We start from the raw sequence: 26,468 nt of genomic DNA on the forward strand, positions 1-26,468 counted from the left end.
GTTTTGGGACGACGACCTGCATGACGACATGTAGGCATACCGCAAACATTGCGAAACCGTAGCTTTTCATCTAAGTCGAAATAATATCTGGAAGCTATACTGGGGCGGGAATGGCCGAAATCAACTATCCCTTCAGGGCTCAAGCCGACGCGACTTCGATCGCTGACAGGGGGGTACTGGAGCGTCTCTCCACTTGGTATGAAACGCTGAAGGTCGAACGGCGCGAACGGCGCAAAGCGACATCCGTTAGCCTGCGTTGCGTCAGTCATCACGGCCAAACGTCACTATATCCCGACGAACTTCCGCTTGTTTTCCTGACGCACAACGACGCAAAGCTGGTTCCCGCATTCCTTTCGCACTATCGGCAGCTAGGTGTAACGCGCTTCATTTGCGTGGACGACGTCTCCACGGACGGAACAAGAGAATTCCTCCTCAAACAGGACGATGTGGACCTGTGGGTTTCGCCTGTCCGCTACAAGGACGCACGCCGCGGCCGAGCATGGCGCGAGACACTTTTGGGCCTCTATGGCGGCCCAAGGTGGTACGTCAATGTCGATTCCGATGAATTCCTCGTCTATGACGGGTTCGAAACCAGGACACTCTGGTCTGTTATACACTGTCTTGAAAAGGCAGGCGCGCTGAGACTGCCGGCGCCCATGCTCGATATGTATCCCATCGACCTATCTAAAGCGGACGCCAATCTGCTGAGCTCGCGCGCGCCTTGGGAAATCGCGGACCACCTCGATAGCTCCGGGTACACGCTGTCTACAACCAAACGGGCGATTTCAATCAAGGGCGGAGCGCGCAAACGAGAATTCGACGCAGACCTCGAACTCATCAAGTACCCCCTGATATACTGGGACGATGACTGTCGCTTCGGCCCCAGCATACATCAACCGCTTCCATATCGGAGAAACTTCGCGAGCATGATGGGCGCCCTGCTCCACTTCAAGTTTTTCTCAGACTACGAGAAGGAAATAACGGAGGCTGCACGCGACGGGCAATATTTCGACAATGCGGCTGCGTATTCGAAGATGACGGATGTCATCGCGAAAAAAGGGACGCTGCAGCTACAGTCCGACGACTCATTGAAGTTTACCGGCTCGCAGCAGTTGCTCGACCTTGGCTTCATTACGCCAATTGCTCCAACTGAGCCCAGACGGTAACACGTGTAGCCATGCCTGAAAAATCCAAGATCGTCGTCGTCTTTCCGGTCCACAACGGCGCAAAAACGCTTGAGCGAAGTCTGCAGAGCATTGCGGACCAATCCCTGTCCGATTTCAGGGCACTTATCCTGGAAAATGGCTCGACCGACGACACCTTAGAGATCGCCAGAGCATTTTGCGCAAGGGATCCGCGATTTTCCGTTATTCAGAACGCCAATTTTCTGAGCGCGCTCGAGCAATTTGCCAAGGCGTTCAGAATAGGCGCATGCGAAGGCGAATACTTCTGCCTTCGCGCGTGCGACGACACGTCAACACCCGACTTCCTGCAGGAACTCGTCGCATCGCTGGATGCGGATCCAAGTAAAATGCTGGCCGTGGGCAACGTCGAGCGCGTCGACGGCACAAAAGTAAAACACGCCAAGCCGAACCAGGACATTTTCCGTTTCAAGGAACGCTACGTACGCGGCCGAGCCCCGCGGAATCTCATGTATCCGTCCGAGTGGATCTACGGCGTCTTCCGGTCTGCTGCAGCCGACGAGATCGTTCTCAAGCGGTGGCACGAAGGCGCGGTCTGGGCGCTCAGCTCCTATGTCGTCACGGAGTTCGTCGTTCGCGACCTCGTCGCCTACACCGACGGCCCTGTCTACGAATTCACCGAGGGATCCGGTTCGGACAAAAAATACATGGTGACATCCATCACAGCAAAAATTCGAGCTCGCTGGCAATACACGATCGGCTGCTACAAGCTCAAAGACAAGCTTCCTCCCGCATCCCTCTACAGCCGATTGATGCTATTCCGCATGTGCTGGAACGATGCCAGGCGTAAGACCAGGTATCGGATTTTCGGCCTCTGACGCTCAGACGGGTGAGTTGGCGGCGCCGTATAGCCGCCTAGTTGGCGACAACGGAAAATCAACAAACGAAGGAATTTATCAATCACCCCTTGGGGGCTTGGTGATTGAAATGGTCGGAGCGGCGGGATTCGAACCCACGACCCCTTGACCCCCAGTCAAGTGCGCTACCGGGCTGCGCTACGCTCCGGACCGAGGAAATCCCTATATTCTCAACGCTTAGAGCGCAAGCGGGAATTTCGGGCCCGGCAGGAAAAAGGAACAAACGGCGTGGATAAGTGGAAAATGGGACGAGAAGTCCCACAGGTCAAAACTTTGCGATTGTCGGTCTAGAATACACTCCATGTGAACGCGGCGGTCACTGCCGGCAACGGTTGTCGCCACACCGCCGCTTCGCCCCTCCCTTCACAGGGCTGGCAACCCAGCTAGGCCCGTCTTTCTGCAGCGCAAACGAGCGATTGGTCTCCCGCAGAATTAAGCCGTTGACTTCTGACCAGCATCAGAACATTTGTAGAACAAATTGGAGGCTTTGCCATGTCAGAGAAATTTATCATCATGCCCTTTAAACGCGTTCGCGGTGGGCTCGCGCCCGGCGAGATGCGTGCCGCCACGACCGCGGCTGGGGCAGAGAAGGTTGCGGCGGCTATGGCGCCGAGGCATGTCGGCGTCGCCGCCTATGCTGTCCAGGTGGACGAAGAAAGCGGCGACATGAGTAGCCCTCGCCTATTGGTCCAGTTCGGCGAGATTGCGGATCTGAACGCTGCCTGACATGCAGGACCGCTTTCCGCCTATCCGCGATCTTCCAGAACCATCAGGACCTCGCGCAAAATAGCTCAGGCCCTGGGGTCCCTTTGCGATCAGCTCTCGCTCTCAGGCGAACGCCGACGGGTGTACGTCGAATGAGTCACGGCTAAAGGCCCGCCGCAGCCCCCTTGAATCACCGTCAATTTAAGGAGTTGTGCAGTCCATCAAAGGACACCCAAAGAACACCCTTAGCGCGCACCTGCATCGGTGAAGTGATTCGACTATGCGACAGGATCGAGGCGTGCTTCATCAGCTCGGGACCGGCGTAGTTGCCGCAATCCTCCGGCGTGACCTGCACAGCCCCTCTACTTTCGCGGCCTGCGCCTCTGCCTCGCCGACGCGCAACCTTCGCTGCCGAATCAGCAGGCGCCAGTTACCGCGCCTGATCAAGCAAACGCTTGCATTCCAGGAGATCGTAAAGCGCCTCTTGAAGCAGCGCCCGATCTTCCTTGCCGACGGAGGAGGACTTGCCGAGAGAGATTTCCGGAACGTCGTCATTGCCGCCACCGAAGGAGAAAAAGCGGCGGCTGGCTGGCGCCTTGGCGCGACCGACGATCTGATCCTCGTCGGACAAGCCGGCCTTCGGCGGTAGCGGCTCCTCGTTGCTCGAGGCGGCCAGGGCCTCAACCGTCGCCAGATCGCCGCTGGCGATCGCCGCCACGAATTTGTTGCCGTTGGCCTTCAGCAGCTTCTGCACGCCTTTGATCGTGTAGCCATGATCATAGAGCAGGTGACGGATGCCCTTCAGCAGGTCGACATCTTCAGGGCGATAATAACGCCGGCCGCCACCACGCTTCATCGGCTTGATCTGCTGGAAGCGTGTTTCCCAGAAGCGCAGGACGTGCTGCGGCAGATCGAGATCGTCGGCGACCTCGCTGATGGTGCGAAAAGCGTCGGGGCTTTTTTCCATTTCGTTCCCATTCCATGTCATGCGACTCAGGGCAAGCCTAAGCGCAATGAACCGATGTCGTGCGATGATCGCACGAATCGGCTCCATTTCAACGGCTTATGGATGGGTTTTCAACCACATTGTGGTTGCCGACCTCCGCTTACGATACGGGAGAGGCCGGCTTCAGCTTGGCCTTGCGGCTCAGATGCGATTTCAACACCCGCTGCTTCAGGACGTTAGACGCCTTGAAGGTCATCACCCGCCGCGGCGAAATCGGCACTTCCTCACCGGTCTTCGGGTTGCGGCCGATGCGCTCGTTCTTATCGCGAACTTGAAAGGTCGCGAAGGAGGATAGTTTCACACTCTCGCCACGCACGATTGCGTTGCATATTTCGTCAATGACGGTTTCCACCAACTCGGCAGACTCTGTACGAGACAGACCCACCTTGCGAAAAACCGACTCAGCCAAGTCTGCTCGTGTTACTGTTTTTCCGCTCATCTTCCCCCACCGATGTCTGGCACGCCGATCAGCGACCGAAGACTATTGCCCTTGCCTTTTGCGGTCAAGCGCCTGCGTTGCCTCAGCATTTTTTACCAGCGTATCAGAACGGAGCCCCATGTGAAGCCACCCCCCATGGCTTCAAGCAGAACGAGATCGCCCTTCTTGATCCGGCCGTCCGCCGCCGCGGTGTTCAGAGCCAGCGGAATGGACGCGGCAGAGGTGTTGCCATGGAGATCGACCGTTACCACAACCTTATCGAGCGGGATGCCGAGCTTCTTGGCCGAACCATCGATGATACGGCGGTTGGCCTGGTGCGGCACGAGCCAATCGATGTCTTCCGCCGTCGTTCCCGTGGCCTCGAAGGCGGCCTCGATCACGTCGGTGATCATGCCGACGGCATGCTTGAAGACTTCGCGGCCTTCCATCTTGAGATGGCCGACGGTACCCGTTGTCGATGGTCCGCCATCGACATAAAGCTTTTCGCGATGCGCACCATCGGAGCGCAACTTGGCAGTGAGCACGCCGCGATCGGCAATCGTGCCCTCGCCTTTCTGGGCTTCCAGGATGATCGCGCCAGCGCCATCGCCGAAGAGCACGCAGGTCGTGCGATCGGACCAATCGAGAATGCGTGAGAACGTCTCGGCACCGATCACCAGAACACGCCTTGCCAGCCCACCACGGATATAGGCGTCCGCCGTCGTTACCGCGTAGATGAAGCCCGAACAGACCGCCTGCAGATCGAAGGCCGCGCCATGGTGCATGCCGAGCCGGTTCTGAATGTTGACCGCAGTTGCCGGAAAGGTGTTGTCTGGCGTTGACGTCGCCAGAATGATCAGGTCGAGATCAGCCGCCGTCAGCCCGGCATTGTCCAGTGCTGCGCGTGCAGCGGCCTCGCCAAGCGACGCCGTGGTTTCGCCTTCGCCGGCGATGTAGCGCTGGCGGATGCCGGTGCGCTGCACGATCCACTCGTCTGACGTATCGACCTTGGATTCCAGCTCCTGATTGGTGACAATGCGCTTCGGCAACGCTGCACCGAAGCCGCGAACGACGGAACGGATCATTTATTCAAACCTCATCATTCATGCCGGCGGGAAGCGCGCTCGGCGGCTCGGCGCCATGGTACTTCGCCAGATCGATCTCGATCTTCGCCTTCAGGCCATTTTTCACCATGTCATAGCCGACGTCGATAGCGGCCGCAAAGCCCTCGCCATCGGCGCCACCATGGCTCTTGATCACGACACCATTGAGGCCGAGAAAGACGCCGCCATTAACCTTGCGCGGGTCCATTTTTTCGCGCAGGCGGTCGAAGGCACCTTTGGCCAGGATGTAGCCGATCTTGGCCATCAGCGTGCGCGACATGGCCGCGCGGAGATATTCGGCGATCTGTCGCGCCGTTCCTTCGGCGGCCTTGAGCGCGATATTGCCGGAGAAGCCCTCGGTGACAACTACGTCGACGGTGCCGCGTCCGATATCGTCGCCTTCGACGAAACCGTAATAATCGAAGCCTTCGATATTGGCGTCACGGATGAGGCGCCCGGCTTCCTTGACTTCTTCCTGGCCCTTGATTTCTTCGACGCCGACATTGAGCAGGCCGACGGTCGGGCGTTCTATCTCGAACAACGCTCGTGCCATGGCGCCGCCCATCAGCGCGAAATCCATGAGCTGCTGCGCATCGGCACCGATGGTGGCGCCGACGTCGAGCACGATGCTCTCGCCCTTGAGCGTCGGCCAGATCGCGGCGATCGCCGGGCGCTGGATGCCCCGCATCGTGCGCAGGCAGAAGACCGACATGGCCATCAGCGCGCCGGTATTGCCGGCCGAGACGACGACGTCGGCCTCACCGGCGTTGATCGCATCGATCGCCCGCCACATGCTCGACTTGCCGCGGCCGCGCCTCAGCGCCTGGCTCGGCTTCTCATCCATGGCGACTGCGATCTCGCAATCGTGGAAGGTGCTATTGGCCTTGAGCTTGGGGTGTTTGGCCAAGATATCAGCGCATTGCGCTTCTATGCCGAACAGGACAAACCTTATGTCCGGATGACGTTCAAGCGCCCGTGCGGCGCCCGGGATGACGACTTCAGGACCATAGTCGCCGCCCATCACGTCAAGAGAAATTCTGACCACGCGTGTCTTATCCTTTTTTCCTGCCACACAACACGTGCTGCCGTGGCGCACGCTTTCGAACGCAACGACGATACATATTGCTTCTGACGCTTGAGCCAGGCACGCGGCAGGTCGCTGCGGCGGCTCATTTGGCCGGAGTCGGGCCAAAATACTGCTTTTCGCCCGCGTGACAACCGAATTGTAGGGGAGGCTTTGGCGGCCTCAGTCCTTTTTCCAGTCCTTCAGCGCTGCAAACGGGTTCGGCTTCTCGTCGTCGGCCGCCGTGCTTTCGATGCGCGCACCGAAAGTCACGCCCGGTTTGCGCGGATAAGGTTCGATCGCCAGCGCCACATGCTCGCTGACGACGACGCCGGCATCGATCGTGTCGCCGGTAAAGGTATCGGGGATATCGGGGCCGTCGGGGCTGAGGATCATCTCACCGCCATCATTGCTGGCCTGGCGGGCGAGCCTCGATCCTTCCGGTACGAGGATAGAATCGATGGATTCCTTGATATCGGCCTCGACTGGCTCGAGGGTCACGACGCAGGACTGCACGATCCGAGCGGTAACGTCACCCTTGATCTTGACACCGTCCTTCTTCCAGCGCGCGATCTGCAGATCCGCTGAAAGCGACAGGACTTCGCGCACATCCCAGAGTTCGGCAAGCGCTTGCCGTTCGCTCTCGTTTGCCGAGAGCCGCACGGTCACGGCATTGGCCGAGATATGCCCGACCTTCACCGGGTAGGAGAATGCCGGTCGGCTATCGTCTTTCATGATCAGATCCTTCCTCGCGCGGGCGCCGTTGCCGGCACGCTCTTCGCGGATAGTGCCGCACGCCAGGTTCAAGGGCGCACGGGCATCGATGGCGTCTCTTACTCTCCGGCGGTGGGGATGCGCAACTGGCCGGTTTCGACGCGCTCTTCCGGTTCAGTCGCGAGCCGCTCCTCGACAGAGAGGAGATAGGCAGCCAGGCCATCCATCCCCGGCTCACCCTGATCGCCCTTCGGATAGAAGTTACGCTTCAGCGCCGCAGCAAGCGAGGACGCATCTCGACCTTCGAGTGCCGCCGCATAGGATTCGAGCCGGCCATAGAACATTCCGGCCAGCTTCTTCATCTTCTTCGGCACGCCGGCATCACCGACGCCAAGCTCGCGGATCGAATGGTCGACATCCTCGAAGAAGGCGTCGACGATCTCCTGAGCGATCTCCTGGCCGGCGCGCGCCGACCCGCGCGTGCGCCGGAAATAAAGGATCAGCACGGCCGACAGCATCTCGAAACGCCCCATCACCGTGTCGGGCACGTCGAGGTCCGTATAGAGGTGCGGCTGACGTGCCGCCGCGGTCAACAATGCATATTGCCGTTCGACAATCGCAATATTGCCGCTTTTTCTTTTGAACAGTCCAAAAATCATCACAAAGCCCAGCTTTGGCTTTCTCGAAATGCGCGCAAGCGCCCATGACGTTGTTGCATGATAGCCGAAGCTGGTTTACCGAAGCATGCACGAATTGCAATGGCGGATATGCCATCGTTACTCCAAAGGGAGCTGTCGTTGACGAAGCGGTTTTTCAGAACAAATTTGAAGGTCCTAGGCCGAGTTGCGGCCGTAGCGACTGTTAGCACCATTGCTCTCTCCGCCTGCCAGTCCGCTAATGTCGGTGAAGTTCTCCACCAGGGTTATGTGGTTGACCAGGAAACGCTAAATCTCGTTCCGGTCGGTTCCAGCCGTGAACAGGTCATGCTTTCGCTCGGCACACCGTCGACGACCGCGACCTTCGACAACGAGGTATTCTACTACATCTCGCAGACCCGCAAACGGCCTGTCGCGTTCATGAAGCCGCAGCTCGTCGACCAGTCGATTCTTGCCGTCTATTTCGACAAGGAAGGCACGGTCAGCCAGCTCGCGCACTACACGCTCAAGGACGGCAAGGTCTTCGACATGCTGACGCGTACGACGCCGACCGGCGGCAAGGAAACGAGCTTCCTCGGCCAGTTGCTGACCGGCCCCGGCGCCGGACAGGCTGCAGCGCGAAGCCTGTTCAAGGACTTCGGCAACTAAGTTCACCCGATCGCAAAGAAAAGGCCCGCGGAACGATGTTCCGCGGGCCTTTTGCGTTTTGGGGATAGGATCAGGCAAGGACTGCCAGAAGCAGCAACGCCACGATGTTGGTGATCTTGATTGCCGGGTTCACCGCGGGGCCTGCCGTATCCTTGTAGGGATCGCCGACAGTATCACCGGTCACCGACGCCTTGTGCGCTTCGGAGCCCTTGAGGTGCCGAGTGCCGTTCTTGTCGACGAAACCGTCCTCAAAGCTCTTCTTGGCGTTGTCCCAGGCGCCGCCGCCCGAGGTCATCGAGATCGCCACGAACAGGCCATTGACGATCACGCCAAGCAACGACGCGCCAAGTGCCGCGAAAGCGGATGCCTTCGAGCCGGACAGCAACAGCACGCCGAAATAGACGACGAGCGGCGCCAGAACCGGCAGCAGCGACGGAACGATCATTTCGCGGATCGCCGCCTTGGTGAGCAGGTCGACCGCGCGACCATAGTCCGGCTTTTCCGTGCCGGCCATGATACCCGGCTTTTCGCGGAACTGGCGGCGCACTTCCTCGACGATCGAACCTGCCGCACGCCCGACGGCCGTCATCGCGATGCCGCCGAAGAGATAGGGAATGAGGCCGCCGAAGATCAGTCCGGCAACGACATAGGGGTTCGAGAGATCGAAGGAGATCTGACCGACATCAGCGAAGTACGGATATTTGTCGCCATTGGCGGCAAAGTAGCTGAGGTCGTTGGCGTAGGCCGCAAACAGAACCAGCGCGCCGAGCCCGGCCGAGCCAATGGCATAGCCCTTGGTTACGGCCTTCGTCGTATTGCCGACGGCATCGAGCGCGTCGGTAGACTTGCGCACTTCCGGTGGCAGATGCGACATCTCCGCGATGCCGCCCGCATTGTCCGTCACCGGACCGAAGGCGTCGAGTGCAACGATCATACCGGCAATGCCAAGCATCGCGGTTACGGCAATCCCGGTGCCGAACAGGCCGGCCAGTTGGTAGGTCGAAATGATGCCCCCGACAATGACAATCGCCGGCAATGCCGTCGATTCCAGCGAGACTGCAAGGCCCTGGATGACGTTCGTGCCGTGACCGGTGACCGACGCCTGCGCGATGGAGTTCACCGGGCGCTTGTTGGTGCCAGTGTAGTATTCGGTGATGACCACGATTAATGCGGTGACCACGAGGCCGAGGATACCGCACAGGAACAGGTTCCAGCCGGTAATATCCTGGCCCGCGACGGTGCCGATCGAACCCCAGCCGATCGTCAGCGATGTGGCCGCACCCAGGCCGACGATCGACAGCGCACCCGTCACGATCAGGCCGCGGTAGAGAGCGCCCATGATCGAGTTGTTGCTGCCGAGCTTGACGAAGAAGGTGCCGATGATCGAGGTGATGATGCAGGTCGCGCAAATCGCCAGGGGGTAAGCCATCACGGTCGAGAGCACTGGCGTGCCGGCAAAGAAGATTGAAGCCAGCACCATGGTTGCGACCACCGAGACAGCGTAGGTTTCGAACAGGTCGGCCGCCATGCCCGCGCAGTCGCCGACATTATCGCCGACGTTGTCGGCAATCGTCGCAGGGTTGCGCGGATCATCTTCCGGGATTCCGGCTTCCACCTTACCGACGAGGTCGCCGCCGACATCAGCACCCTTGGTAAAGATGCCGCCGCCGAGACGGGCAAAGATCGAGATCAGCGATGCGCCGAAGCCGAGCGCCACCAGCGCGTCGATCACTTCACGCGAACCGGGCTCGTGACCCAGACCTGCTGTCAGGATGAGGTAATAGACCGATACGCCGAGCAGGGCGAGGCCTGCGACGAGAAGGCCGGTGATCGCGCCGGATTTGAAGGCAATATCGAGGCCGGATGCGAGGCTGACCGAAGCCGCCTGCGCGGTGCGCACGTTTGCGCGAACGGAAATGTGCATGCCGATGAAACCGGCAGCGCCCGAAAGCACTGCCCCAACGAGAAAGCCGAACGCGGCTGCGGAAGAAAGTAGAACCCAGGCGCCGATGAAAACGACGACGCCGACGATGGCAATGGTTCTGTACTGACGTGTGAGATAGGCCTGCGCCCCCTCACGAATGTAGCCTGCGATTTCTTGCATGCGGGCGTTCCCCTGGTCGGCGGCAAGCACCGACCGTGTTGCCCAGATGGCATAAGCCACCGCGAGCAACCCGCATGCGATAACGCCCAACAAAATGGTCATTTCGCATTACCCTCCGTTTCAACCCGCGGACTCACTCCCGGCCGCAGGCCCCTCAAATCCGCGAATCACGCACCACCTCCTCAAGCAGCACCCCTCACGGCGCGGCCAGAGTGCGGTTGCAACGAAAGATCGTCAAGCCCCGGAAAACTAACTACCGGCGGACCTTTGCGAACGGAAGATTTTGGAGAAAAGCGGTGGCTCAGGCCGCAACGCTGGGACGAGTACGCATCAGCAAGAAGAGCAGAAGAAGGCAGACTGATGTCACCGGCCAGACGACGGCGTTCAGCATATCCCAGCCATAGACCGAGAGAACCTTGCCAGAGGCAAAGGACGAGAGCGCGACGGTGGTAAAGAGGATGATGTCGTGGAAGGCCTGCACCTTGTCGGCCTCTTGTGGGCGATAACTGCCGGCAACAATGGCGGTCGAGCCGATGAAACCGAAATTCCAGCCCAGACCGAGAAGCACCAGAGCGCCCCAGAAGTTCCAGAGTTCCAGACCCATGTGGGCGACGGCCGCGCAGGCCATGAGCAGCAGCAGCCCGCAGGCGACGATGCGCTCGGCGCCGAAGCGTGTGATCAGCCACCCCGTAAAGAAGCTGGGCGCAAACATTGCGAGCACGTGCCACTGGATGCCGAGCGTGGCAAGCTCGGTGGAAAAGCCGCAGCCGACGACCATGGCGACCGGTGCACCGGTCATCATGAATGTCATCAGCGCGTAGCTGGATATGCCGCAGACCATGCCGGTGATGAAGCGTTGGTTGCGAACGATCTCACTGAGCGAGCGGGCGGCCTGGCCATGATGCTCGCTAGCCACGGTCCCCTGCTCCGGCAGACGCAATGGCGCGAAGAAGAATGCGGCCAGCAGGCAGACCGGCAGCAAGGCGATGAAGGCCCCGACAAAGGCAACGGGCGCGAAGAGATCACCGGCGAAAATGACGATCTGTGGGCCGAGAATCGCGGAAACGATGCCGCCGCCCAGGATCCACGATATCGCCTTCGGTTTGTAGAAGGACGGCGCAGCATCGGCGGCCGCGAAGCGCAGCTTTTGTGTAAACCCGTTGGAGGAGCCGAGAATGGCAAGACCGAAGGCAAAGAGCCAGAAGCTCTCGCGGAACAGCGCAACCGCGGCGATTGCGGCGCCTACCGACGCAATCCCGGTGCCGACCATGAAGGCGAAGCGTCGGCCGATGAGGCGCGAGAGCGTTGCCACGAGAATGACACCGAGCGCCATGCCGACGTTGTAGGCAGTCAGAGGTGCTGTCGCCAGCGACTTGTCGTCTGCCAGCAATTGATAGCCGGCAACGCCGCCGACGGCAAAACAGATCGGGCCGACGACGCCAAGGATCGCCTGCGCCGCCGTTAGAAGGAAAACGTTGCGGCGCGCTTCGCGAAGGGCAGAGCCCATATCATCGACGGCAGCCGCAACCATGGCCGCGCTACTTCTTGGGTTCGCCGCGAACCTGCCGGGCAATTCGGTCAAGAACGGCGTTCACCAGCTTCGGCTCGTCGTCTCCGAAGAAAGCCTTGGCAATTTCGACATATTCGGTGACGATCACCGCAACAGGCACGTCCTTGCGCTCCAGCATCTCGAATGTCCCGGCGCGCAAGATGGCACGAACGGTGGAATCGAGCCGCGACAGCGCCCAGTCGTCCTGCAATGCCGAGCCGATCAGCGGGTCGAGCTTGCGCTGATCGCGCACGACGCCTGCAACGATCGAGCGGAACCAGGACGCATCAGCCTTCAGATAGGTATCGCCGTCCAGTTCCTGGCCGAGGCGGTGCATTTCGTATTCAGCGACGACTTCGAGCACGCCGGTGCCGCCGATATCCATCTGGTAGAGCGCCTGCACGGCCGCGAGACGCGCCGCGCCGCGTTGGTTAGCCTGTTTCAACGGCTGATCCGAGGGGGTGTTCGTCACTGTTCCGTGCCCAATTTGTTCTTCAGTTCAATCATCGTCAACGCAGCGCGCGCTGCAAAGCCGCCCTTGTCGCCTTCCGACCGGCGCGCCCGCGCCCAGGCCTGATCATCATTTTCGACCGTCAGGATGCCGTTGCCGATGGCAAGGCTTTCGCTGACGGCGAGGTCCATGATCGCACGCGAGGATTCGTTCGCGACGATATCGAAATGATAGGTCTCGCCGCGAATGACCATGCCGAGCGCGACGAAGCCGTCGTAGCCCGTGCCGCCGTCGTCCGCGCCATCGAGCGCCATGGCGATTGCCGGCGGGATTTCGAGTGCGCCGGGAACTGTCACGATATCATAGGTCGCGCCGGCTGCATCCAGCGCATGTTTGGCGCCATCGAGCAACGCGTCGGCCATATCGTCATAGAAGCGTGCTTCCACAATCAGGATGTGGGCAGCCTTGGTCTTCGCCATGGGTCACCTGTCTTGAGATTTCTGCGCCGGTGCGACCGGCTGAGGCGGCGGTCAAACCATGACCGGCGTCGAATGGCAAGCAAATTCCGCTCTCGGCGCCCTTTTGCCGCGTCGCACGCCGGTAGCGCCCTGCCCGCTCCAGATGGGGCGGTACGCTTGTGTCACGCTTGAGGGGGTAGCCAGGCGTTGCCGACAATGACAATAATCAAACCTTACACAACGCCTGGCCGGAGAGAAAGCCGGCCCGGACAATGGAAGTCGAGCGAAGGTTGTCCCTAATGCATGATGTCGATCCGTCGATATCTATTCGTCTGCCCAGTATGCCTCAGGCCGTCGTCTTCGACATGGACGGCCTGCTCTTCGATACCGAGGCACTCTATCGCGACGCGATGCTTACGACTGCGCAGGCGCTCGGGCAGATCATGCCGCTGTCGCTTTATCTCGCGACCATAGGGCTTTCCGGCGAAGCGACGCGACAATCACTCAGCAGACATTTCGGAGCAGACTTCGATCTCGACGGGTTTTGGCGGCAGGCGTCCGCCACCTTCCATACCCTGACAACGACCGAACTGCGGTTGAAGCCGGGTGTGGTCGAACTCATCGACCTATTGGAAGACCTCGGCATTCCCTTTGCGATCGCCACATCGTCAGAGCATCACGATGTCGAGCGAAACCTCGGCCTTCATGGATTGTTCGACCGCTTCCCTGTCGTCGTCGCTCACGGCGACTACCAACTGGGCAAGCCGCATCCCGAACCTTTCCTGACGGCTGCTCGGCGGCTCGATGTCCCGCCCGAGCTTTGCCTTGCGCTTGAGGACAGCCATAACGGCGTGCGCTCGGCATCATCGGCCGGCATGATGACGATCATGGTGCCGGATCTGCTGGCGGCAACGGAAGAGATCCGCAGCCTTTGCGTCAATGTCGCCGCCCACCTCGGCCAGGTTCACCACGCGCTCCTCAACCATTCGCGAGGCGCCCATGCCCCTGCCTGAAGACAGAATTGCCACGCGCCTTTCTTCACGTTTCGAATGCAAATTTTCCCGTAAGAACGAATGGCCGCCGCCGGACACCTGACCGATTGTCGGCAGACCAAAAATCAAGCGCGACACGGAGGAGCCACTAAGGTCGCCCCGTGCGACGCCGATAGCGCCAGGGAGGAATACATGGCGGACACCAACAAACCCATCATCAACCCGAGGGATCTTGCCCTCGACCATTGGTCGGAAGGCACGTTTTTCGAGTCACGCGACGCGTCTTTCGGCGGCCGGCTGGGGCTGAAAGACCTAGGCATCGGCTATGGCGAAGTGCCACCGGGCAAATCCGGTTGCCCGTTCCACAACCATCATGTGGAAGAGGAACTGTTCGTCATCCTCGAAGGCGAAGGCACCTATCGGTTCGGCGCCGAGCGCTACGCTGTCGGGCCTGGGGACATCCTGGGCGCACCTGCCGGCGGCCCCGAGACGGCACACCACCTGATCAACACCGGAACCGTGCCGCTCAAATATCTCTCCATCTCGACGATGGCCGCAACCGAGATCTGCGAATACCCGGATTCCGGAAAGTTTCACGCCAGGACGCGCACGGCCGGCGGCGAACGCCGGTTCCAGTTCACCGGCAGGCCTGAAAGTGCCGTCGACTACTGGGACGGCGAGCCCGGCATCTGATCCCCTTTCCAAACCAATAGCAGTGGATAAAACATGCACAGTGTTCCTATCATCGAGACCGAACGCCTGGTCCTGCGTCCCTATCGACGTGACGACTTCACGGCCTATGCCGCCCTGTTTGCCGACAGTGAGGTAACGCGTTTCGTCGGCGGCGTTCCCTACACGCGAGAGCAGTCCTGGACGCGGTTCCTGCGCCAGGTCGGCATGTGGCACTATTTCGGCTTCGGCTTCTTCGCCATCCAGGATCGAGCGACCGGCACCTTTCTCGGAGAAGCGGGTTTTCATGACGTTCATCGGCTGATCACGCCATCGCTCGAAGGAACCATGGAAACCGGATGGGCGCTTTCGCCCAAGGCACATGGCCAGGGGCTTGCAACCGAGGCTGTTACCGCCGCGCTCGAATGGGCCGACCGACAGTTTCCGAAGTTGCGGAAGACCTGCATCATCGATGTCGGCAACAATGCTTCGATCCGCGTCGCAGAAAAGCATGGCTTTAAGGAATTCTGGCGCACGTCCTATCACGGAACCCATGTGATCATGTTTGAACGGCAACGACCGCTTGCTGGTGCCACGGCCCATTTGGGGCAAATGCCTGCGAATTTGGCAACGTAAACAATCCTGAATTGCCAAACGCCTAGATCGCAAGTAAGGTTGCTGGGCCTCGGGTGGAGGCGAATTATAACCTTAGGCAACACCACCTGATCAGTCGACGTCCAACAAATTTCGCTGCGGGTAAGTCACCCGTAATACAGCCCGCTGGCGACTGCCATGCGCATCCCCAGCAGGCCCGCCAGAAACCCGCACTGGGTAATATGTTCGGGTATCAGGTTACCGGTTACTGCGCCGCAAACAACCAGGGAGCATGACCATGAATCGCATTGCCAAGCTATCAATCATTGCTGCTTTCTCTTCCCTCGCCTTCGCAGCTATCCCCCACGCTCAAGACGCCAAAATGGAATGGCCGGCTGAAATCGAGAAGACGGTGCAAGAGTTCAAGGGAGACAACTTCACCATCGTCGATGTCGGTACGCTGAGCGAACAAGATCAGACACGCATGTGGATCGAGCATGCGACGCCAGAACAGCGCGCCGCCTTGCAAGCGGCGGTCAACAGCAACGCTGGATTAGCCGCCGCGCTGAAGGCCAAGAACGTCGAAATGGGCAATATAGCGGGCGCTGTGCAGAGTGCCAACGGAAGCCTCACCCTATACGTGCGTTGAACCGCGCGCGGTCAACCTAAAAAGGTGCACCATCTCCACATTCGAGGTGGTGCACCTTGTCGGGTCTCGGCGGCTGCGATCGCCTATTCAGCCTTCGGCGCGGGAAACTCCGCAAGGCGGGCGGCGTAGCGCGCCATCGTATCGACTTCGAAATTGACGAAATCGCCAGCCTGGCGTTCGCCCCAGGTCGTCACCTCAAGCGAATGCCGGATCAGCAGCACGTCGAACTCGGCGCCATCGACCTTGTTGACTGTAAGCGACGTGCCGTCCAGTGCGACGGACCCCTTGGGCGCAACGAACTTGGCCAGATGCGCTGGTGCACGCAACCGGAACCGGACAGCATCACCTTCAGATTCGATCGAGAGAATCTCGGCCTTGTCGTCGATATGACCGGAAACGAGATGGCCGCCGAGTTCATCGCCGATCTTCAGTGACCGCTCGAGATTGATGCGTGTGCCCTTCTTCCAGCCGGCTATGGTCGTCAGCCGCAACGCCTCCTCCCATGCCTCGACCTCGAACCAGCGCTCGTTGCTGCCACCATCAGGCAAAGCCGTGACCGTCAGGCAAACGCCGGAATGGGCGATGGACGCCCCCATGTCGATGGTCTTCGGATCGTAATTGGTGGCGACGCGCAGCTTCACGCCTTCCTTCAGCGGCGTAACGGCGTCAACGGTACCGATATCAGTGACAATGCCTGTGAACATCAGTTCTCTCTTTCGTATTCTTCGAAAAGGTCGTCGCCGTATCGTGCGGAATTGACGAGCGTGAAGCCGGCAGGAACGGACTTCCGATCAAATGGGGACGCGATACCGTTTTCGCCAATCTGTTGCGGACCGGTATAGATCTGGATGCGATCGACGAGGCCACTCTCCAGGAAAGCACGAGCGGCAACGGCACCACCCTCGACGAGCAGCGAGGAAATGCCGCGAGAACCGAGCGCTGTCAGCAGATCGGCGACCGATCCGGTTTCCAGCACCTCGACACCGGCGGCCTCCAACGCCGCGCGGCGGCCAGCCCGGTCGCCAGCCGGCTCCAGTTCCGGTTGCCCCGACGGCTCGCCGGAGACGACAATCAGCGGGACATCGCGTGCTGAGCGCACGAGCTTCGATCCGGGAGAAAGGTCCAAGCGTCGATCGAGAACGATGCGGACGGGCGAGCGGTCTTCAAGTCCGGGAAGACGCACGGTCAATTCCGGATCGTCGGCGGTCGCCGTACCGATGCCCACCAGGATCGCGTCGCTTTGCGCCCTGAGGATCTGAACCTGCGCCCTGGAAATCGGACCGGTAATACGGACCTGTCCAGCCCCTTTGCGGCCGATCATGCCGTCGGCAGAAATGGCAAGCTTGAGAGTCACATGCGGACGTTTGCTGACCTGCCGCATGAGATAGGCTTCGAGCGCGCGATGCCCCTCCTCCGGCAGTAGGCCGATATCGACCGTGATTCCAGCATCGCGCAAACGCACGACGCCGCGGCCGGCAACGCGTTCATCGGGGTCGAGGATCGAGATGACGACACGGGCAACGCCGGCGGCGACAAGCGCATCGGCGCAGGGCGGCGTCTTGCCGTGATGCGAGCACGGTTCGAGGGTGACATAGGCGGTCGCGCGCCGCGCCCGTTCTCTGGCTTCGGCAAGCGCCTGGGCTTCCGCATGCGGACGACCGCTGCTGGCGGTTACCGCCCGTCCGACGACAATGCCATCCTTCACGATCAGGCAGGCGACCGATGGGTTTGTGGATGTCTGTCCGAGATGATGGCGTGCCAGCCGCAGCGCCGCCGCCATAAACCTCTCGTCCTCACGGGTGGGATTGGCCATGGCGATCCGGGCGCTTTCCTATTCGCCGGGGTCGCGCGCAATCTTGGCGCTGATCTCGGCGATGACCTTCTCGAAATCTTCGGCGTGGGAGAAATCCCGATAGACCGATGCGTAGCGGACGAAAGCGACATCGTCGAGGCTCTTCAGCGCTTCCAGCACCTGCAGGCCGATCTCTTCCGAAGGGATCTCGGTCTCGCCGGAGCTTTCGAGCCGTCGCACGATGCCGGAAACTGCCCGCTCGATGCGGTCGCGATCTACAGGGCGCTTTCTCAGTGCGATCTCGAAAGACCGCAGTAGTTTGTCCCGGTCGAAAGGCACCTTCCGACCGGTCTTCTTGATGATCATCAGCTCACGCAGCTGCACCCGTTCGAAGGTCGTGAAGCGACCACCGCAATCCGGGCAGATACGGCGACGACGAATGGCGTTGCCGTCCTCTGCCGGACGGCTGTCCTTCACCTGGCTGTCTTCGGAACCGCAATAGGGGCAGCGCATGATGAGCCGATCACATGTAGCCGTACATCGGGAAGCGTTCGGTGAGCTTCATCACCTTCTCGCGCACACCCGCTTCGACGGCAGCATTGCCTTCGTCGGAGTTGGCGACCTTGAGGCCGTCGAGCACTTCGACGATCAGTTCACCGATTTCCTTGAATTCGGCTTCCTTGAAGCCACGCGTCGTGCCGGCCGGAGTGCCGAGACGGACACCCGACGTGACGAACGGCTTTTCGGGATCGAACGGGATGCCGTTCTTGTTGCAGGTGACATAGGCGCGGCCAAGGGCTGCCTCGGCGCGCTTGCCGGTCGCGTTCTTCTTGCGCAGGTCAACCAACATCAGGTGGTTGTCGGTGCCGCCGGAAACGATGTCGAGGCCGTTCGCCTTGAGCGTCTCTGCAAGCGTGCGGGCGTTGTTGACGACCTGGGCCGCATAGTCCTTGAAGGACGGCTGCAGCGCTTCGCCGAAGGCAACGGCCTTGGCGGCGATGACGTGCATCAGCGGGCCACCCTGGAGACCCGGGAAGACCGCCGAGTTGATCTTCTTGGCGATATCCTCGTCATTGGTCAGGATCATGCCACCGCGCGGGCCGCGCAGCGACTTGTGTGTGGTCGTCGTTGCAACGTGGCAATGCGGAACCGGCGACGGATGCTGGTCACCGGCAACGAGGCCGGCAATGTGCGCCATGTCGACCATCAGATAGGCGCCGATTTCGTCGGCGATCTCGCGGAAACGCTTCCAGTCCCAGATGCGGGAATAGGCGGTGCCGCCGGCGATGATCAGCTTCGGCTTATGCTGGCGCGCTTTCTCGGCGACGGCGTCCATGTCAAGCAGGTGATCGCTCTCGCGAACGCCGTAGGAAACCACGTTGAACCACTTGCCGGACATGTTGACCGGCGAGCCGTGCGTCAGGTGACCGCCCGAATTGAGGTCGAGACCCATGAAGGTGTCGCCTGGCTGCAGGAGTGCCAGGAACACGGCCTGATTCATCTGCGAGCCGGAGTTCGGCTGCACGTTGACGAACTTGGCACCGAAGAGCTTCTTGGCACGCTCGATCGCCAATTCCTCGGCGATATCAACGAACTGGCAGCCGCCGTAATAGCGCTTGCCCGGATAGCCCTCGGCATATTTGTTGGTCATGATCGAGCCCTGGGCCTCGAGCACGGCGCGCGAAACGATGTTCTCGGAGGCGATCAGTTCGATCTCGTGGCGCTGGCGACCCAGCTCCTTTTCGATCGCACCGAAGATTTCCGGATCGCTGTCGGCGAGAGAGCGGGTGAAGAAGGCATCATTGTTCTGTGCAAGCATCGGGCGAGGCTCCTCTCAAAGGTGGCAGTTCTTTAGCTTCCTCGCACGGCGAGAGCAATATCCGCTGTGCGGTTTGCGTCATTTCCCCCATCTGCCGCGCCTAAACATCGCAGCCATGGACCAACGAAAAAGCCGCACTGCCAAGGCAAGCGCGGCTTTTTCAAATTATTGTCCCGACTTTGCTTATTGCGGCAGAGCGTCCTGCTCGACCGAGCCGGAGGACTGCTCGACGCCATAGGGCGTCTGCAGTGCAAGTTCTGTCGCGCCATCGCGCTGATAGATGTCGTCGCGGAACTGGACGACGCCATCTGTCGCCGACCAGGCGGTGATGTAGGTGAAAAAGACCGGAACTTCTTCGGCCAACGTGATCGGAGTGTTGACGCCGGTCTTGATCGTGGCTTCCATCTGCTGGCGCGACCAGCCGGGTGTTTCCTTCAACAGCCAGCTCGAAAGGTCGCGAACGTTCTGGACGCGAACGCAGCCGGACGATTCGAAACGCATCAGCTTGTTGAACAGGCCCTGCTGCGGCGTATCGTGCATGTAGACCTGATGCTCGTTGTGGAAGTTGATCTTCGTCGACGACATCGCGTTGATCTTGCCCGGATCCTGACGGAACATCAGGTTCGGCGCCTTCTCGGCATTCCAGTCGACCGTTTCTGGCGACACTTCGCCACCGCTGCCATCGAACAGGCGGATGGCATTGCGCTTCAGGTAGGTCGGATCCTTGCGCATCAGCGGCATGATATCCTTCTGGATGATCGAGCGCGGCGCGGTCCAATAGGGGTTGAGAATGACCTCGTAGATCTTGGAATTGAGGATCGGCGACTGGCGGTCGATCTTGCCGACGATGGCGGTGTGGCGCAGCGCGACGCGGCCGTTCTCCACAGCTTCGATGTAGGCAGCCGGGATGTTGACCATCACGTAGCGGCGGCCGAGGTCACCGGACATCGACTGCAGGCGCACGAGATTGGTCTGCAACTGGCCGAGACGGGTGGTCGCCGGAACGTTGATGGCCTTCAGCGTGTATTCGCCAATGACGCCGTCCGCCGGGAGGCCGTGGCGGGCCTGGAAGCGCTTTACGGCGCCGTCGACGTAGGAATCGAACTGCGACGAAATGCCGGCCGAACGCGGCAGGTCGCCGGAAACCATCAGGCGCTGGCGCAGTTGCTGCACCGAAGGATCGGTAACGCCGATCTCGAGCTTGAGGCTGGTTGCCACCATCGGCCAACCGCCTGACGAAACGATGTTCTGATAGTCGAAGATCGCCTGCTGGACATGGCTGATCGTCTCCGGGCCGAAGACCGGCGTATTGGACACGACCGTGGTCGCCGTGCGCGATGCCTTGGCGTCGTACTGGTCGTCCCAGGAGCCGCGGCGTGGCGAATTGATGATCTCGTTCAGGGCGTCCTGTGCGCCCGCGGCTCCCGCGCAAGCGACGGCACCGAAGGTTGCGGCCGAGCGCAGAAATGCACGGCGCGAGAATGCATCAATTCCATTCTTTTTCGACATATTCCTACCATCCCAATGCGTTGGCACGCGCCCTATGCGCAGGCACGCATGTTGCCGGAGCCCTAACACGATCGTGGTTAACAAAGGTCAACCAACGAGCCACCCTGCCCTCGCATTTCACGATACCGCGAGCGAGGTCCCTCATCCGGCAGGCGTACGCGAAACGAAACCACATCGATGAAAACACGTGGGCGCACCTACCGCATGCTCTCGTCGCTGTCACACCAATATGGCCAATTCGTGTCTCGGGCGGCGGCCGAAGGCATGTGGCACGCCTCTTGCTTGGGCCCACTGCGGCCTTTCGGCAACATCGCCGGGACCGAAAAACGGCAAAGGCCGGACACGCAAGGATTGCGTCCGGCCATTGAACTGGAGGTAAGCGACGCCGATTACAGGCGGTACATGATCGAGTCGTTCCAGAAGCGATCGAGGCGCTGCAGCAGCTTGTTCATCTGGGTGAACTCATCTGAACCGATGCCGCCAACCTTCTGGATCGAGCCGATGTGACGCTCGTAGAGCTTGGCGACGGTTTCGGCGATTTCCTGACCGTCTTCCGTCAGGCTGATGCGGACCGAACGACGGTCGACCCGTGAGCGCTGGTGGTTGATGAGACCGAGGTCGACGAGCTTCTTGACGTTGTAGGAGACGTTCGAGCCGAGGTAGTAGCCGCGGGAGCGAAGCTCGCCGGCGGTCAGCTCGGAGTTGCCGATGTTGAACAGCAACAGAGCCTGGACGGCGTTGACATCGTCGCGACCCTGACGGTCGAACTCGTCCTTGATAACGTCGAGCAGACGGCGGTGCAGACGCTCGACGAGGTGGAGGGATTCCATGTAGAGACCGCGGATGGTTTCTTCCTGAGGGTCTCGGGGCGCAGCGACCTGCGGCTTCATCTTCGTGTTCATTTGACTGCCTCACTGTTTTGTTTGGCGGTGTCTGTTTGTCTTCCCGCCTTGAGTGAGACCCTATCGAATACGTCTAAAATTCTACTTAAACCGCAGCCTTAACATGAGCTTACCATTCGGCGAGTCTGTCTCAGGGTGAATCAACTCTTACCTGTCTCGCCTGCCGGTAGCGTTGATAGAACAGCGCGGCCCTGAAAAGGATGAAGGTAACGGCGACGGCCCCGTGCAGCGCAATCAGCAACGGACGGGCGCCGAAACTGACGGGATAGAACTCGTACATCGCGATTTCGATCGCTGCCGCTACCACCCAGACCACCGGTCCCCAGGAGACCAGCAGCCACAGCCCGAGGGCAGCCACGGGGTAGACCACGGCAAGCGCGGTAGCCGCTGCCCGCCACTCCGGCGTCAATAGATCGAAACGGCCGGCACCGCCATGGGAGAAGCCGATCAGCATGGCCCAATAGTTCAGCGCGAACCAGAAGCACGAGGCCGACACCAGCCGCAGGAACAGACCGAAAAGGATCTCGGTCAGCGATGGTTTCGGCACATGGGCAGAATCATGAAGCATGGGCGGCAAGATAGGGCGGGTCGACGCCATCCGCCAGCACGAAGGAAGCCCCTCCCCCCCCTTTGTCGATTGGCGACGGGGAAGAAATGCCGCAGGCCGGTCGTGCGCGGCGCGGTTTCCAAGCGTGGCCCCCACATGATAAAGCGCATGCCACCTCACAGTTTCCAAGGAAAGGCGCGGCGCGATGAACGACAGGACGAATCTTGTGGACAGGATTACCGGACACCGCCGCATGCGCCGCAACCGCAAGGCCGATTGGACGCGCCGGCTGGTGCAGGAAAACCGCCTGACGGTCGACGACCTGATCTGGCCGATCTTCATCGTGCCGGGCAGCAACATCGTGCAGCCGATCGATGCCATGCCTGGCGTCAACCGCATGAGCATCGACACGGCGGTGGAAGCGGTGAAAGAAGCCGCCGATCTCGGCATCCCGGCAATCGCCACCTTTCCCAATATAGATCTGTCGCTGCGCGACGAGACCGGCTCCAACAGCCTTGCCGCCGACAATCTCATCAACCAGGCGACGCGCGCCTTCAAGAAGGCCGTGCCCGAGATCGGCGTCATAACCGACGTGGCGCTCGACCCGTTCACCAGCCACGGCCACGACGGCATCCTGCGCGATGGCGAAATCGTCAACGACGAGACGGTGGAGACGATCGCCAGGGCCGCTGTCGGCCAGGCCGACGCCGGCGCCGATATCATCGCGCCTTCCGACATGATGGACGGTCGCATCGGTGCGATCCGCCAGGCGCTCGACGCGGCGGGCCACCAGAATGTCGGCATCATGGCCTATGCGACGAAATTCGCTTCCGGCTTCTACGGTCCCTATCGCGAGGCGATCGGCACCGGCGGTCTGCTCAAGGGCGACAAGAAGACCTATTATATCGACCCGGCCAACGGCACCGAGGCGATCCGCGACGCCGCACTCGACGTCGAGGAAGGCGCCGACATGCTGATGGTCAAGCCCGGCCTGCCCTACCTCGACATCTGCTGGCGCATGAAGGAGGCCTTCGGCCTTCCGGTTTTCGCCTACCAGGTGTCGGGCGAATACTCTCAAGTCAAGGCGGCGGCCGCCAATGGCTGGATCGACGGCGAGAAGGTGATGCTCGAAACGCTGCTCGCCTTCAAGCGCGCCGGCTGCGACGGCATCCTCAGCTACTTCGCCATCGAGGTCGCAAGGATCCTGGCCAAGGGGCGGTAACGCCCTCACCTTTGCAAACTGCAGGCGGCGCGTGGCGGGCAATCCTTGTTTTGCACGCAATGCCAACCCATATCGAGCTTACAACTATGCGGGGCCTATAGAGATGACGATGCACAACGAAGAACTGCGGCTGCCGAGCAATGACTGGCGCGCCTATCAGGGTGTGCTGTCGCGGCGGGTGTTCGCCTTCATTCTCGACTATGTCATCATCGCGCTCTTGTGGATCCCGGCCGCCGTCGTTGTGTTCTTCCTCGGCATCCTGACGCTCGGCCTCGGCTTCCTGCTCTATCCCGTGCTTTTTGCGCTGGTAGCGATGCTCTATTTTGGCGTGACCGTGGGCGGCCGCGAGCAGGCATCGCCCGGCATGCGGATGATGGGACTGGCGATTGCGCGCACTGACGGACGACCAATGGACTTCCTGACGGCGATCGTGCATCTCGTCATCTTCTGGATCGCCAACGCGCTGTTGACGCCGCTGATTCTGCTGATCGGACTGTTTACAGATCGCAGCCGCCTGCTGCACGATCTGCTGATTGGCACCGTAACGGTCCGTCGCGACACCTACTGAACCCTGCCGAAGCAATCGACGACGAACAATCCGCGCGCAAGGGGCGACCGCCCCAAACGTGTGAGTTGACGTTTTCCATTCTTCCGCCATGCTACTGTCATGAACAACCGCGCGAAGAGTGACCGCCGCACTCGATGAACACACAGACCACACCGTCTCCGCAATTCTATCTCACTGCACCGGCAGCCTGCCCTTATCTGCCGAATGAGATGGAGCGAAAGGTGTTTACCCACATGGTGGGCGAGCGCGCACCGGAGCTCAACGACCTCCTGACCCAGGGCGGCTTCCGCCGCTCGCAGAACATCGCCTATCGGCCCGCCTGCGAAACCTGTCGCGCCTGCATTTCCGTTCGAATTCTCGCCAACGAATTTTCGCCGAGCCGGTCGATGCGCCGCGTGCTCGCGACCAACAGCGACGTGATCTCATCGGAATATCCGGCCGAGCCGTCGAGCGAACAGTACAACCTCTTCCGCCGCTATCTCGACCGACGACACCAGAAGGGTGGCATGTCCGACATGTCGGTTCTCGACTATGCGATGATGGTCGAAGACACCCATGTGCACACCAAGATCATCGAGTATCGCTTAAGGACCGAAGGCGACGGCATCAGCGAGAGAGCGCGCGGACCGCTGATCGCGACAGCGCTGACCGACCGCATGGGTGACGGGCTTTCGATGGTCTATTCCTTCTTCGACCCTGCGCATGAGGAGCGCTCGCTCGGCACCTTCATGATTCTCGATCATATCCGGCGCGCCAAGGAGCGCGGCCTCCCGCATGTCTATCTCGGCTATTGGGTCAAGGGGTCGCGCAAGATGGGATACAAGACGAAATTTTTGCCGCAGGAGCATCTTATGCCGCGCGGCTGGGAGCGCTACGATGGTCCTGACGCTCCTTCAGAAATGCCCTCGACGGAAACGGATTGAAAATTGAACCCTTCCACTGATGCCGCGCTGCACCGGCGCGGACTTGCGATCACCGGCCTTGGCGGCCTTGCTCTCTCCTTCGACATTCCGCTCATCCGATCCGCCGGCGGCGAGGTCTGGTCGCTGCTCGCGGTGCGCAGCCTTTCGACTTTCTTCATCGGCCTCCTGGCATGGTTCGTGCTCAATCGGCTGCTTCGCCGCAAGATCTCACTCATTCCGGGCAAGACCGGGCTGGTCGTCGGTCTGTTTTACGGCATCAACTCGTGCACGTTCCTGCTGGCCGTCTTCAACACGTCAACGGCAAACGTCGTCTTCATTCTTGCCTTCACGTCGATGTTCGCGGCACTGCTTTCCTGGATCTTCCTGAAGGAACGCCCTTCCAACGCAACGCTCGTGACGATGGCAGCCATGGTGATCGGCGTGGGGCTGATCGTGCAGGACGGGCTTGAAAGTGGCCATATCTTCGGCGACGCGATGGCGGCAAGTTCCGCCTTCCTGCTCGCCAGCGCCATCACCATCAGCCGGGCAAGCGGCCGCGACATGGCTTTGGTGCCGCTGGTGACCGCCATCTTTCCGGCCGCAGTCGCGCTTCTGCTCTTGCCTGCCGGCGGCTTCGCGATCGCGGCTCCGCAATACATCCTGTTCAACGGCCTGGTGATGATCCCGCTTGCCTTCTTCTGTCTGGCAACAGGGCCGCGGTTCCTGTCGGCACCGGAAGTGGGTATGTTCTATCTGCTCGAAACCATCCTGGCACCGATCTGGGTCTGGCTTGTCTTCGCCGAAAGCCCGACGACGCAGACGCTTGCCGGCGGCGCCGTCCTTATCCTTGCGCTTATCGGCCACTCTCTCTGGCAGATGCGCAGCCGCCCCGTCCGCGCGGCTCTGCCCTGCCCCGAATAGGTAGCGGCCGTCCGCAAGGCGGCGAAATAACGATTGTCAGCGAAGGTTCGTCAGGCTGACGTTCTACCGCCCTCCAAAGAGTACGCCACTTGGCTGTGCATCGACCAAAGCGCACGGTTCATGTCGATCCAGGCGGCAGCGACATCAAGAGGTGCGGGATTGCCGCACACGGCCTCGCCATCACGGGCAGGTAGACGCGAAACCAGGCTGGCTTCCTCAAGGATGCGCAGGTGCTGCTCGAGTGCATCCGGCGTCACGGCGACGGCGGCGGCCACCTCGACAACCCGCGTTTCTCCGCCGAGCAATATCTCGAATATCCGCCGGCGAACCGGATTCGCGAGTGCGAGCAGAATGTCGTCAAGGGCAGCAGAATTTGGCATGGTCTTCATCCTGTTGGACGATTATTGATCCACGACCGCACGTTGCTTTCAAGCGCCGAAAACGGGGC

Annotated in this window: 30 protein-coding genes and 1 tRNA gene; 12 read left to right on the top strand and 19 right to left on the bottom strand. The window is 60.6% G+C overall.

Going from position 1 to position 26,468, the window contains the following annotated elements; translation table 11 throughout:
* Positions 1-110 precede the first annotated feature (110 nt).
* Entirely contained in the window at positions 111-1,166 is a 1,056-nt protein-coding gene (locus tag ASD03_RS00605) for a glycosyltransferase family 2 protein (RefSeq protein ID WP_081788848.1), read from the top strand.
* Positions 1,167-1,177: 11 nt separating this feature from the next.
* Positions 1,178-2,020: a glycosyltransferase family 2 protein gene (locus ASD03_RS00610; RefSeq protein ID WP_025426539.1), complete on the top strand. Its 843-nt coding sequence runs from the start codon at positions 1,178-1,180 to the stop codon at positions 2,018-2,020.
* Positions 2,021-2,130: 110 nt separating this feature from the next.
* Here the strand turns inward: ASD03_RS00610 and ASD03_RS00615 are convergent.
* Positions 2,131-2,207, bottom strand: a tRNA-Pro gene (locus ASD03_RS00615).
* A 344-nt stretch (positions 2,208-2,551) separates the two neighbouring features.
* Here ASD03_RS00615 and ASD03_RS00620 point away from each other — a divergent pair.
* On the top strand, positions 2,552-2,785 hold the full coding sequence (locus tag ASD03_RS00620) for a hypothetical protein (protein ID WP_025426538.1): 234 nt from the start codon (positions 2,552-2,554) through the stop codon (positions 2,783-2,785).
* Positions 2,786-3,194: 409 nt separating this feature from the next.
* On the opposite strand, the gene ASD03_RS00625 is transcribed toward ASD03_RS00620, so the two are convergent.
* From ASD03_RS00625 to ASD03_RS00650, 6 genes are all read right to left on the bottom strand, one after another.
* Positions 3,195-3,731, bottom strand: a complete 537-nt coding sequence (locus ASD03_RS00625) for a MerR family transcriptional regulator (RefSeq protein WP_025426537.1) — start codon at positions 3,729-3,731, stop codon at positions 3,195-3,197.
* A gap of 139 nt (positions 3,732-3,870) precedes the next feature.
* The gene (locus ASD03_RS00630) at positions 3,871-4,209 is read right to left on the bottom strand and encodes an integration host factor subunit alpha (protein WP_025426536.1); all 339 of its coding nucleotides are present in this window, start codon (positions 4,207-4,209) and stop codon (positions 3,871-3,873) included.
* Positions 4,210-4,301: 92 nt separating this feature from the next.
* Positions 4,302-5,273: a beta-ketoacyl-ACP synthase III gene (locus ASD03_RS00635; RefSeq protein WP_057211437.1), complete on the bottom strand. Its 972-nt coding sequence runs from the start codon at positions 5,271-5,273 to the stop codon at positions 4,302-4,304.
* Between the two features lie 4 nt (positions 5,274-5,277).
* Positions 5,278-6,336, bottom strand: a complete 1,059-nt coding sequence (gene plsX, locus ASD03_RS00640) for a phosphate acyltransferase PlsX (protein WP_025426534.1) — start codon at positions 6,334-6,336, stop codon at positions 5,278-5,280.
* A gap of 201 nt (positions 6,337-6,537) precedes the next feature.
* Positions 6,538-7,089: a DUF177 domain-containing protein gene (locus tag ASD03_RS00645; protein ID WP_025426533.1), complete on the bottom strand. Its 552-nt coding sequence runs from the start codon at positions 7,087-7,089 to the stop codon at positions 6,538-6,540.
* Positions 7,090-7,187: 98 nt separating this feature from the next.
* Entirely contained in the window at positions 7,188-7,727 is a 540-nt protein-coding gene (locus tag ASD03_RS00650; protein ID WP_025426532.1) for a ubiquinol-cytochrome C chaperone family protein, read from the bottom strand.
* 138 nt (positions 7,728-7,865) lie between these two features.
* Between ASD03_RS00650 and ASD03_RS00655 the strand changes: the two genes are divergently transcribed.
* Positions 7,866-8,372, top strand: coding sequence for an outer membrane protein assembly factor BamE (locus ASD03_RS00655; RefSeq protein ID WP_025426531.1), 507 nt, complete (start codon positions 7,866-7,868; stop codon positions 8,370-8,372).
* Positions 8,373-8,442: 70 nt separating this feature from the next.
* Here ASD03_RS00655 and ASD03_RS00660 read toward each other — a convergent pair whose 3' ends face one another.
* From ASD03_RS00660 to ribH, 4 genes are all read right to left on the bottom strand, one after another.
* The gene (locus tag ASD03_RS00660; RefSeq protein WP_025426530.1) at positions 8,443-10,578 is read right to left on the bottom strand and encodes a sodium-translocating pyrophosphatase; all 2,136 of its coding nucleotides are present in this window, start codon (positions 10,576-10,578) and stop codon (positions 8,443-8,445) included.
* A 199-nt stretch (positions 10,579-10,777) separates the two neighbouring features.
* Positions 10,778-11,983 (bottom strand): MFS transporter, encoded by a 1,206-nt coding sequence (locus tag ASD03_RS00665; RefSeq protein WP_038576864.1) that lies wholly within the window; start codon positions 11,981-11,983, stop codon positions 10,778-10,780.
* Between the two features lie 31 nt (positions 11,984-12,014).
* A complete protein-coding gene (gene nusB / locus ASD03_RS00670) occupies positions 12,015-12,497 on the bottom strand; it encodes a transcription antitermination factor NusB (protein ID WP_025426528.1) in 483 nt (160 codons plus the stop codon).
* Positions 12,494-12,955 (bottom strand): 6,7-dimethyl-8-ribityllumazine synthase, encoded by a 462-nt coding sequence (gene ribH / locus ASD03_RS00675; protein ID WP_025426527.1) that lies wholly within the window; start codon positions 12,953-12,955, stop codon positions 12,494-12,496. Before ribH ends, nusB begins: the two co-directional genes overlap by 4 nt.
* 278 nt (positions 12,956-13,233) lie before the next feature.
* Between ribH and ASD03_RS00680 the strand changes: the two genes are divergently transcribed.
* The 4 genes from ASD03_RS00680 (at position 13,234) to ASD03_RS00695 (ending at position 15,838) form a co-directional block, all read left to right on the top strand.
* Positions 13,234-13,947, top strand: a complete 714-nt coding sequence (locus ASD03_RS00680; protein ID WP_057211439.1) for an HAD family phosphatase — start codon at positions 13,234-13,236, stop codon at positions 13,945-13,947.
* 171 nt (positions 13,948-14,118) lie between these two features.
* Positions 14,119-14,619: a cupin domain-containing protein gene (locus ASD03_RS00685; RefSeq protein WP_025426525.1), complete on the top strand. Its 501-nt coding sequence runs from the start codon at positions 14,119-14,121 to the stop codon at positions 14,617-14,619.
* Between the two features lie 33 nt (positions 14,620-14,652).
* On the top strand, positions 14,653-15,231 hold the full coding sequence (locus ASD03_RS00690) for a GNAT family N-acetyltransferase (protein WP_025426524.1): 579 nt from the start codon (positions 14,653-14,655) through the stop codon (positions 15,229-15,231).
* A 256-nt stretch (positions 15,232-15,487) separates the two neighbouring features.
* On the top strand, positions 15,488-15,838 hold the full coding sequence (locus ASD03_RS00695) for a hypothetical protein (protein ID WP_025426523.1): 351 nt from the start codon (positions 15,488-15,490) through the stop codon (positions 15,836-15,838).
* A gap of 83 nt (positions 15,839-15,921) precedes the next feature.
* On the opposite strand, the gene ASD03_RS00700 is transcribed toward ASD03_RS00695, so the two are convergent.
* From ASD03_RS00700 to ASD03_RS00730, 7 genes are all read right to left on the bottom strand, one after another.
* Positions 15,922-16,542: a riboflavin synthase gene (locus ASD03_RS00700; RefSeq protein WP_025426522.1), complete on the bottom strand. Its 621-nt coding sequence runs from the start codon at positions 16,540-16,542 to the stop codon at positions 15,922-15,924.
* Positions 16,542-17,651, bottom strand: a complete 1,110-nt coding sequence (ribD, locus tag ASD03_RS00705; RefSeq protein ID WP_025426521.1) for a bifunctional diaminohydroxyphosphoribosylaminopyrimidine deaminase/5-amino-6-(5-phosphoribosylamino)uracil reductase RibD — start codon at positions 17,649-17,651, stop codon at positions 16,542-16,544. The genes ASD03_RS00700 and ribD overlap by 1 nt, the downstream gene beginning before the upstream one ends.
* Positions 17,652-17,669: 18 nt before the next feature.
* The gene (nrdR, locus tag ASD03_RS00710; protein ID WP_003529310.1) at positions 17,670-18,143 is read right to left on the bottom strand and encodes a transcriptional regulator NrdR; all 474 of its coding nucleotides are present in this window, start codon (positions 18,141-18,143) and stop codon (positions 17,670-17,672) included.
* Positions 18,144-18,153: 10 nt separating this feature from the next.
* Complete coding sequence (gene glyA, locus ASD03_RS00715) at positions 18,154-19,449, bottom strand: serine hydroxymethyltransferase (RefSeq protein ID WP_025426520.1); 1,296 nt, start codon at positions 19,447-19,449, stop codon at positions 18,154-18,156.
* A 183-nt stretch (positions 19,450-19,632) separates the two neighbouring features.
* On the bottom strand, positions 19,633-20,958 hold the full coding sequence (locus ASD03_RS00720) for a murein L,D-transpeptidase (protein ID WP_025426519.1): 1,326 nt from the start codon (positions 20,956-20,958) through the stop codon (positions 19,633-19,635).
* A 389-nt stretch (positions 20,959-21,347) separates the two neighbouring features.
* Complete coding sequence (locus ASD03_RS00725; RefSeq protein ID WP_025426518.1) at positions 21,348-21,860, bottom strand: MarR family winged helix-turn-helix transcriptional regulator; 513 nt, start codon at positions 21,858-21,860, stop codon at positions 21,348-21,350.
* A gap of 130 nt (positions 21,861-21,990) precedes the next feature.
* A complete protein-coding gene (locus ASD03_RS00730) occupies positions 21,991-22,428 on the bottom strand; it encodes a DUF6163 family protein (protein ID WP_025426517.1) in 438 nt (145 codons plus the stop codon).
* A gap of 184 nt (positions 22,429-22,612) precedes the next feature.
* Between ASD03_RS00730 and hemB the strand changes: the two genes are divergently transcribed.
* The 4 genes from hemB to ASD03_RS00750 all read left to right on the top strand — a co-directional run bounded on the left by hemB (position 22,613) and on the right by ASD03_RS00750 (position 26,020).
* A complete protein-coding gene (gene hemB, locus ASD03_RS00735; protein WP_025426516.1) occupies positions 22,613-23,629 on the top strand; it encodes a porphobilinogen synthase in 1,017 nt (338 codons plus the stop codon).
* A gap of 103 nt (positions 23,630-23,732) precedes the next feature.
* Positions 23,733-24,197, top strand: a complete 465-nt coding sequence (locus ASD03_RS00740) for an RDD family protein (protein ID WP_025426515.1) — start codon at positions 23,733-23,735, stop codon at positions 24,195-24,197.
* 134 nt (positions 24,198-24,331) lie between these two features.
* Positions 24,332-25,120 (top strand): arginyltransferase, encoded by a 789-nt coding sequence (locus tag ASD03_RS00745; RefSeq protein WP_025426514.1) that lies wholly within the window; start codon positions 24,332-24,334, stop codon positions 25,118-25,120.
* 3 nt (positions 25,121-25,123) lie between these two features.
* The gene (locus ASD03_RS00750) at positions 25,124-26,020 is read left to right on the top strand and encodes a DMT family transporter (RefSeq protein ID WP_025426513.1); all 897 of its coding nucleotides are present in this window, start codon (positions 25,124-25,126) and stop codon (positions 26,018-26,020) included.
* Between the two features lie 50 nt (positions 26,021-26,070).
* Here the strand turns inward: ASD03_RS00750 and ASD03_RS00755 are convergent, their stop codons facing one another.
* Positions 26,071-26,409: a helix-turn-helix domain-containing protein gene (locus ASD03_RS00755; protein ID WP_025426512.1), complete on the bottom strand. Its 339-nt coding sequence runs from the start codon at positions 26,407-26,409 to the stop codon at positions 26,071-26,073.
* Positions 26,410-26,468 lie beyond the last annotated feature (59 nt).

The sequence above is a fragment of the Ensifer sp. Root127 genome (genome assembly GCF_001425225.1).
GTDB lineage: Bacteria > Pseudomonadota > Alphaproteobacteria > Rhizobiales > Rhizobiaceae > Ensifer > Ensifer canadensis.

Excerpts from the sequence above, each read along its gene's own strand:
- ASD03_RS00630 (WP_025426536.1), bottom strand. The coding sequence starts at position 4,209 with ATGAGCGGAAAAACAGTAACACGAGCAGACTTGGCTGAGTCGGTTTTT.
- ASD03_RS00605 (WP_081788848.1), top strand. The coding sequence starts at position 111 with ATGGCCGAAATCAACTATCCCTTCAGGGCTCAAGCCGACGCGACTTCG.
- ASD03_RS00665 (WP_038576864.1), bottom strand. The coding sequence starts at position 11,983 with ATGGGCTCTGCCCTTCGCGAAGCGCGCCGCAACGTTTTCCTTCTAACG.
- ASD03_RS00625 (WP_025426537.1), bottom strand. The coding sequence starts at position 3,731 with ATGGAAAAAAGCCCCGACGCTTTTCGCACCATCAGCGAGGTCGCCGAC.
- ASD03_RS00755 (WP_025426512.1), bottom strand. The coding sequence starts at position 26,409 with ATGAAGACCATGCCAAATTCTGCTGCCCTTGACGACATTCTGCTCGCA.
- ASD03_RS00645 (WP_025426533.1), bottom strand. The coding sequence starts at position 7,089 with ATGAAAGACGATAGCCGACCGGCATTCTCCTACCCGGTGAAGGTCGGG.
- ASD03_RS00650 (WP_025426532.1), bottom strand. The coding sequence starts at position 7,727 with ATGATTTTTGGACTGTTCAAAAGAAAAAGCGGCAATATTGCGATTGTC.
- ASD03_RS00685 (WP_025426525.1), top strand. The coding sequence starts at position 14,119 with ATGGCGGACACCAACAAACCCATCATCAACCCGAGGGATCTTGCCCTC.
- ASD03_RS00620 (WP_025426538.1), top strand. The coding sequence starts at position 2,552 with ATGTCAGAGAAATTTATCATCATGCCCTTTAAACGCGTTCGCGGTGGG.
- ASD03_RS00610 (WP_025426539.1), top strand. The coding sequence starts at position 1,178 with ATGCCTGAAAAATCCAAGATCGTCGTCGTCTTTCCGGTCCACAACGGC.
- ASD03_RS00720 (WP_025426519.1), bottom strand. The coding sequence starts at position 20,958 with ATGTCGAAAAAGAATGGAATTGATGCATTCTCGCGCCGTGCATTTCTG.
- ASD03_RS00695 (WP_025426523.1), top strand. The coding sequence starts at position 15,488 with ATGAATCGCATTGCCAAGCTATCAATCATTGCTGCTTTCTCTTCCCTC.
- ASD03_RS00745 (WP_025426514.1), top strand. The coding sequence starts at position 24,332 with ATGAACACACAGACCACACCGTCTCCGCAATTCTATCTCACTGCACCG.
- nrdR (WP_003529310.1), bottom strand. The coding sequence starts at position 18,143 with ATGCGCTGCCCCTATTGCGGTTCCGAAGACAGCCAGGTGAAGGACAGC.
- ASD03_RS00700 (WP_025426522.1), bottom strand. The coding sequence starts at position 16,542 with ATGTTCACAGGCATTGTCACTGATATCGGTACCGTTGACGCCGTTACG.
- ASD03_RS00635 (WP_057211437.1), bottom strand. The coding sequence starts at position 5,273 with ATGATCCGTTCCGTCGTTCGCGGCTTCGGTGCAGCGTTGCCGAAGCGC.
- ASD03_RS00690 (WP_025426524.1), top strand. The coding sequence starts at position 14,653 with ATGCACAGTGTTCCTATCATCGAGACCGAACGCCTGGTCCTGCGTCCC.
- ribH (WP_025426527.1), bottom strand. The coding sequence starts at position 12,955 with ATGGCGAAGACCAAGGCTGCCCACATCCTGATTGTGGAAGCACGCTTC.
- hemB (WP_025426516.1), top strand. The coding sequence starts at position 22,613 with ATGAACGACAGGACGAATCTTGTGGACAGGATTACCGGACACCGCCGC.
- ASD03_RS00660 (WP_025426530.1), bottom strand. The coding sequence starts at position 10,578 with ATGACCATTTTGTTGGGCGTTATCGCATGCGGGTTGCTCGCGGTGGCT.
- ASD03_RS00730 (WP_025426517.1), bottom strand. The coding sequence starts at position 22,428 with ATGCTTCATGATTCTGCCCATGTGCCGAAACCATCGCTGACCGAGATC.
- ASD03_RS00725 (WP_025426518.1), bottom strand. The coding sequence starts at position 21,860 with ATGAACACGAAGATGAAGCCGCAGGTCGCTGCGCCCCGAGACCCTCAG.
- glyA (WP_025426520.1), bottom strand. The coding sequence starts at position 19,449 with ATGCTTGCACAGAACAATGATGCCTTCTTCACCCGCTCTCTCGCCGAC.
- ASD03_RS00740 (WP_025426515.1), top strand. The coding sequence starts at position 23,733 with ATGACGATGCACAACGAAGAACTGCGGCTGCCGAGCAATGACTGGCGC.
- ribD (WP_025426521.1), bottom strand. The coding sequence starts at position 17,651 with ATGGCCAATCCCACCCGTGAGGACGAGAGGTTTATGGCGGCGGCGCTG.
- ASD03_RS00680 (WP_057211439.1), top strand. The coding sequence starts at position 13,234 with ATGCATGATGTCGATCCGTCGATATCTATTCGTCTGCCCAGTATGCCT.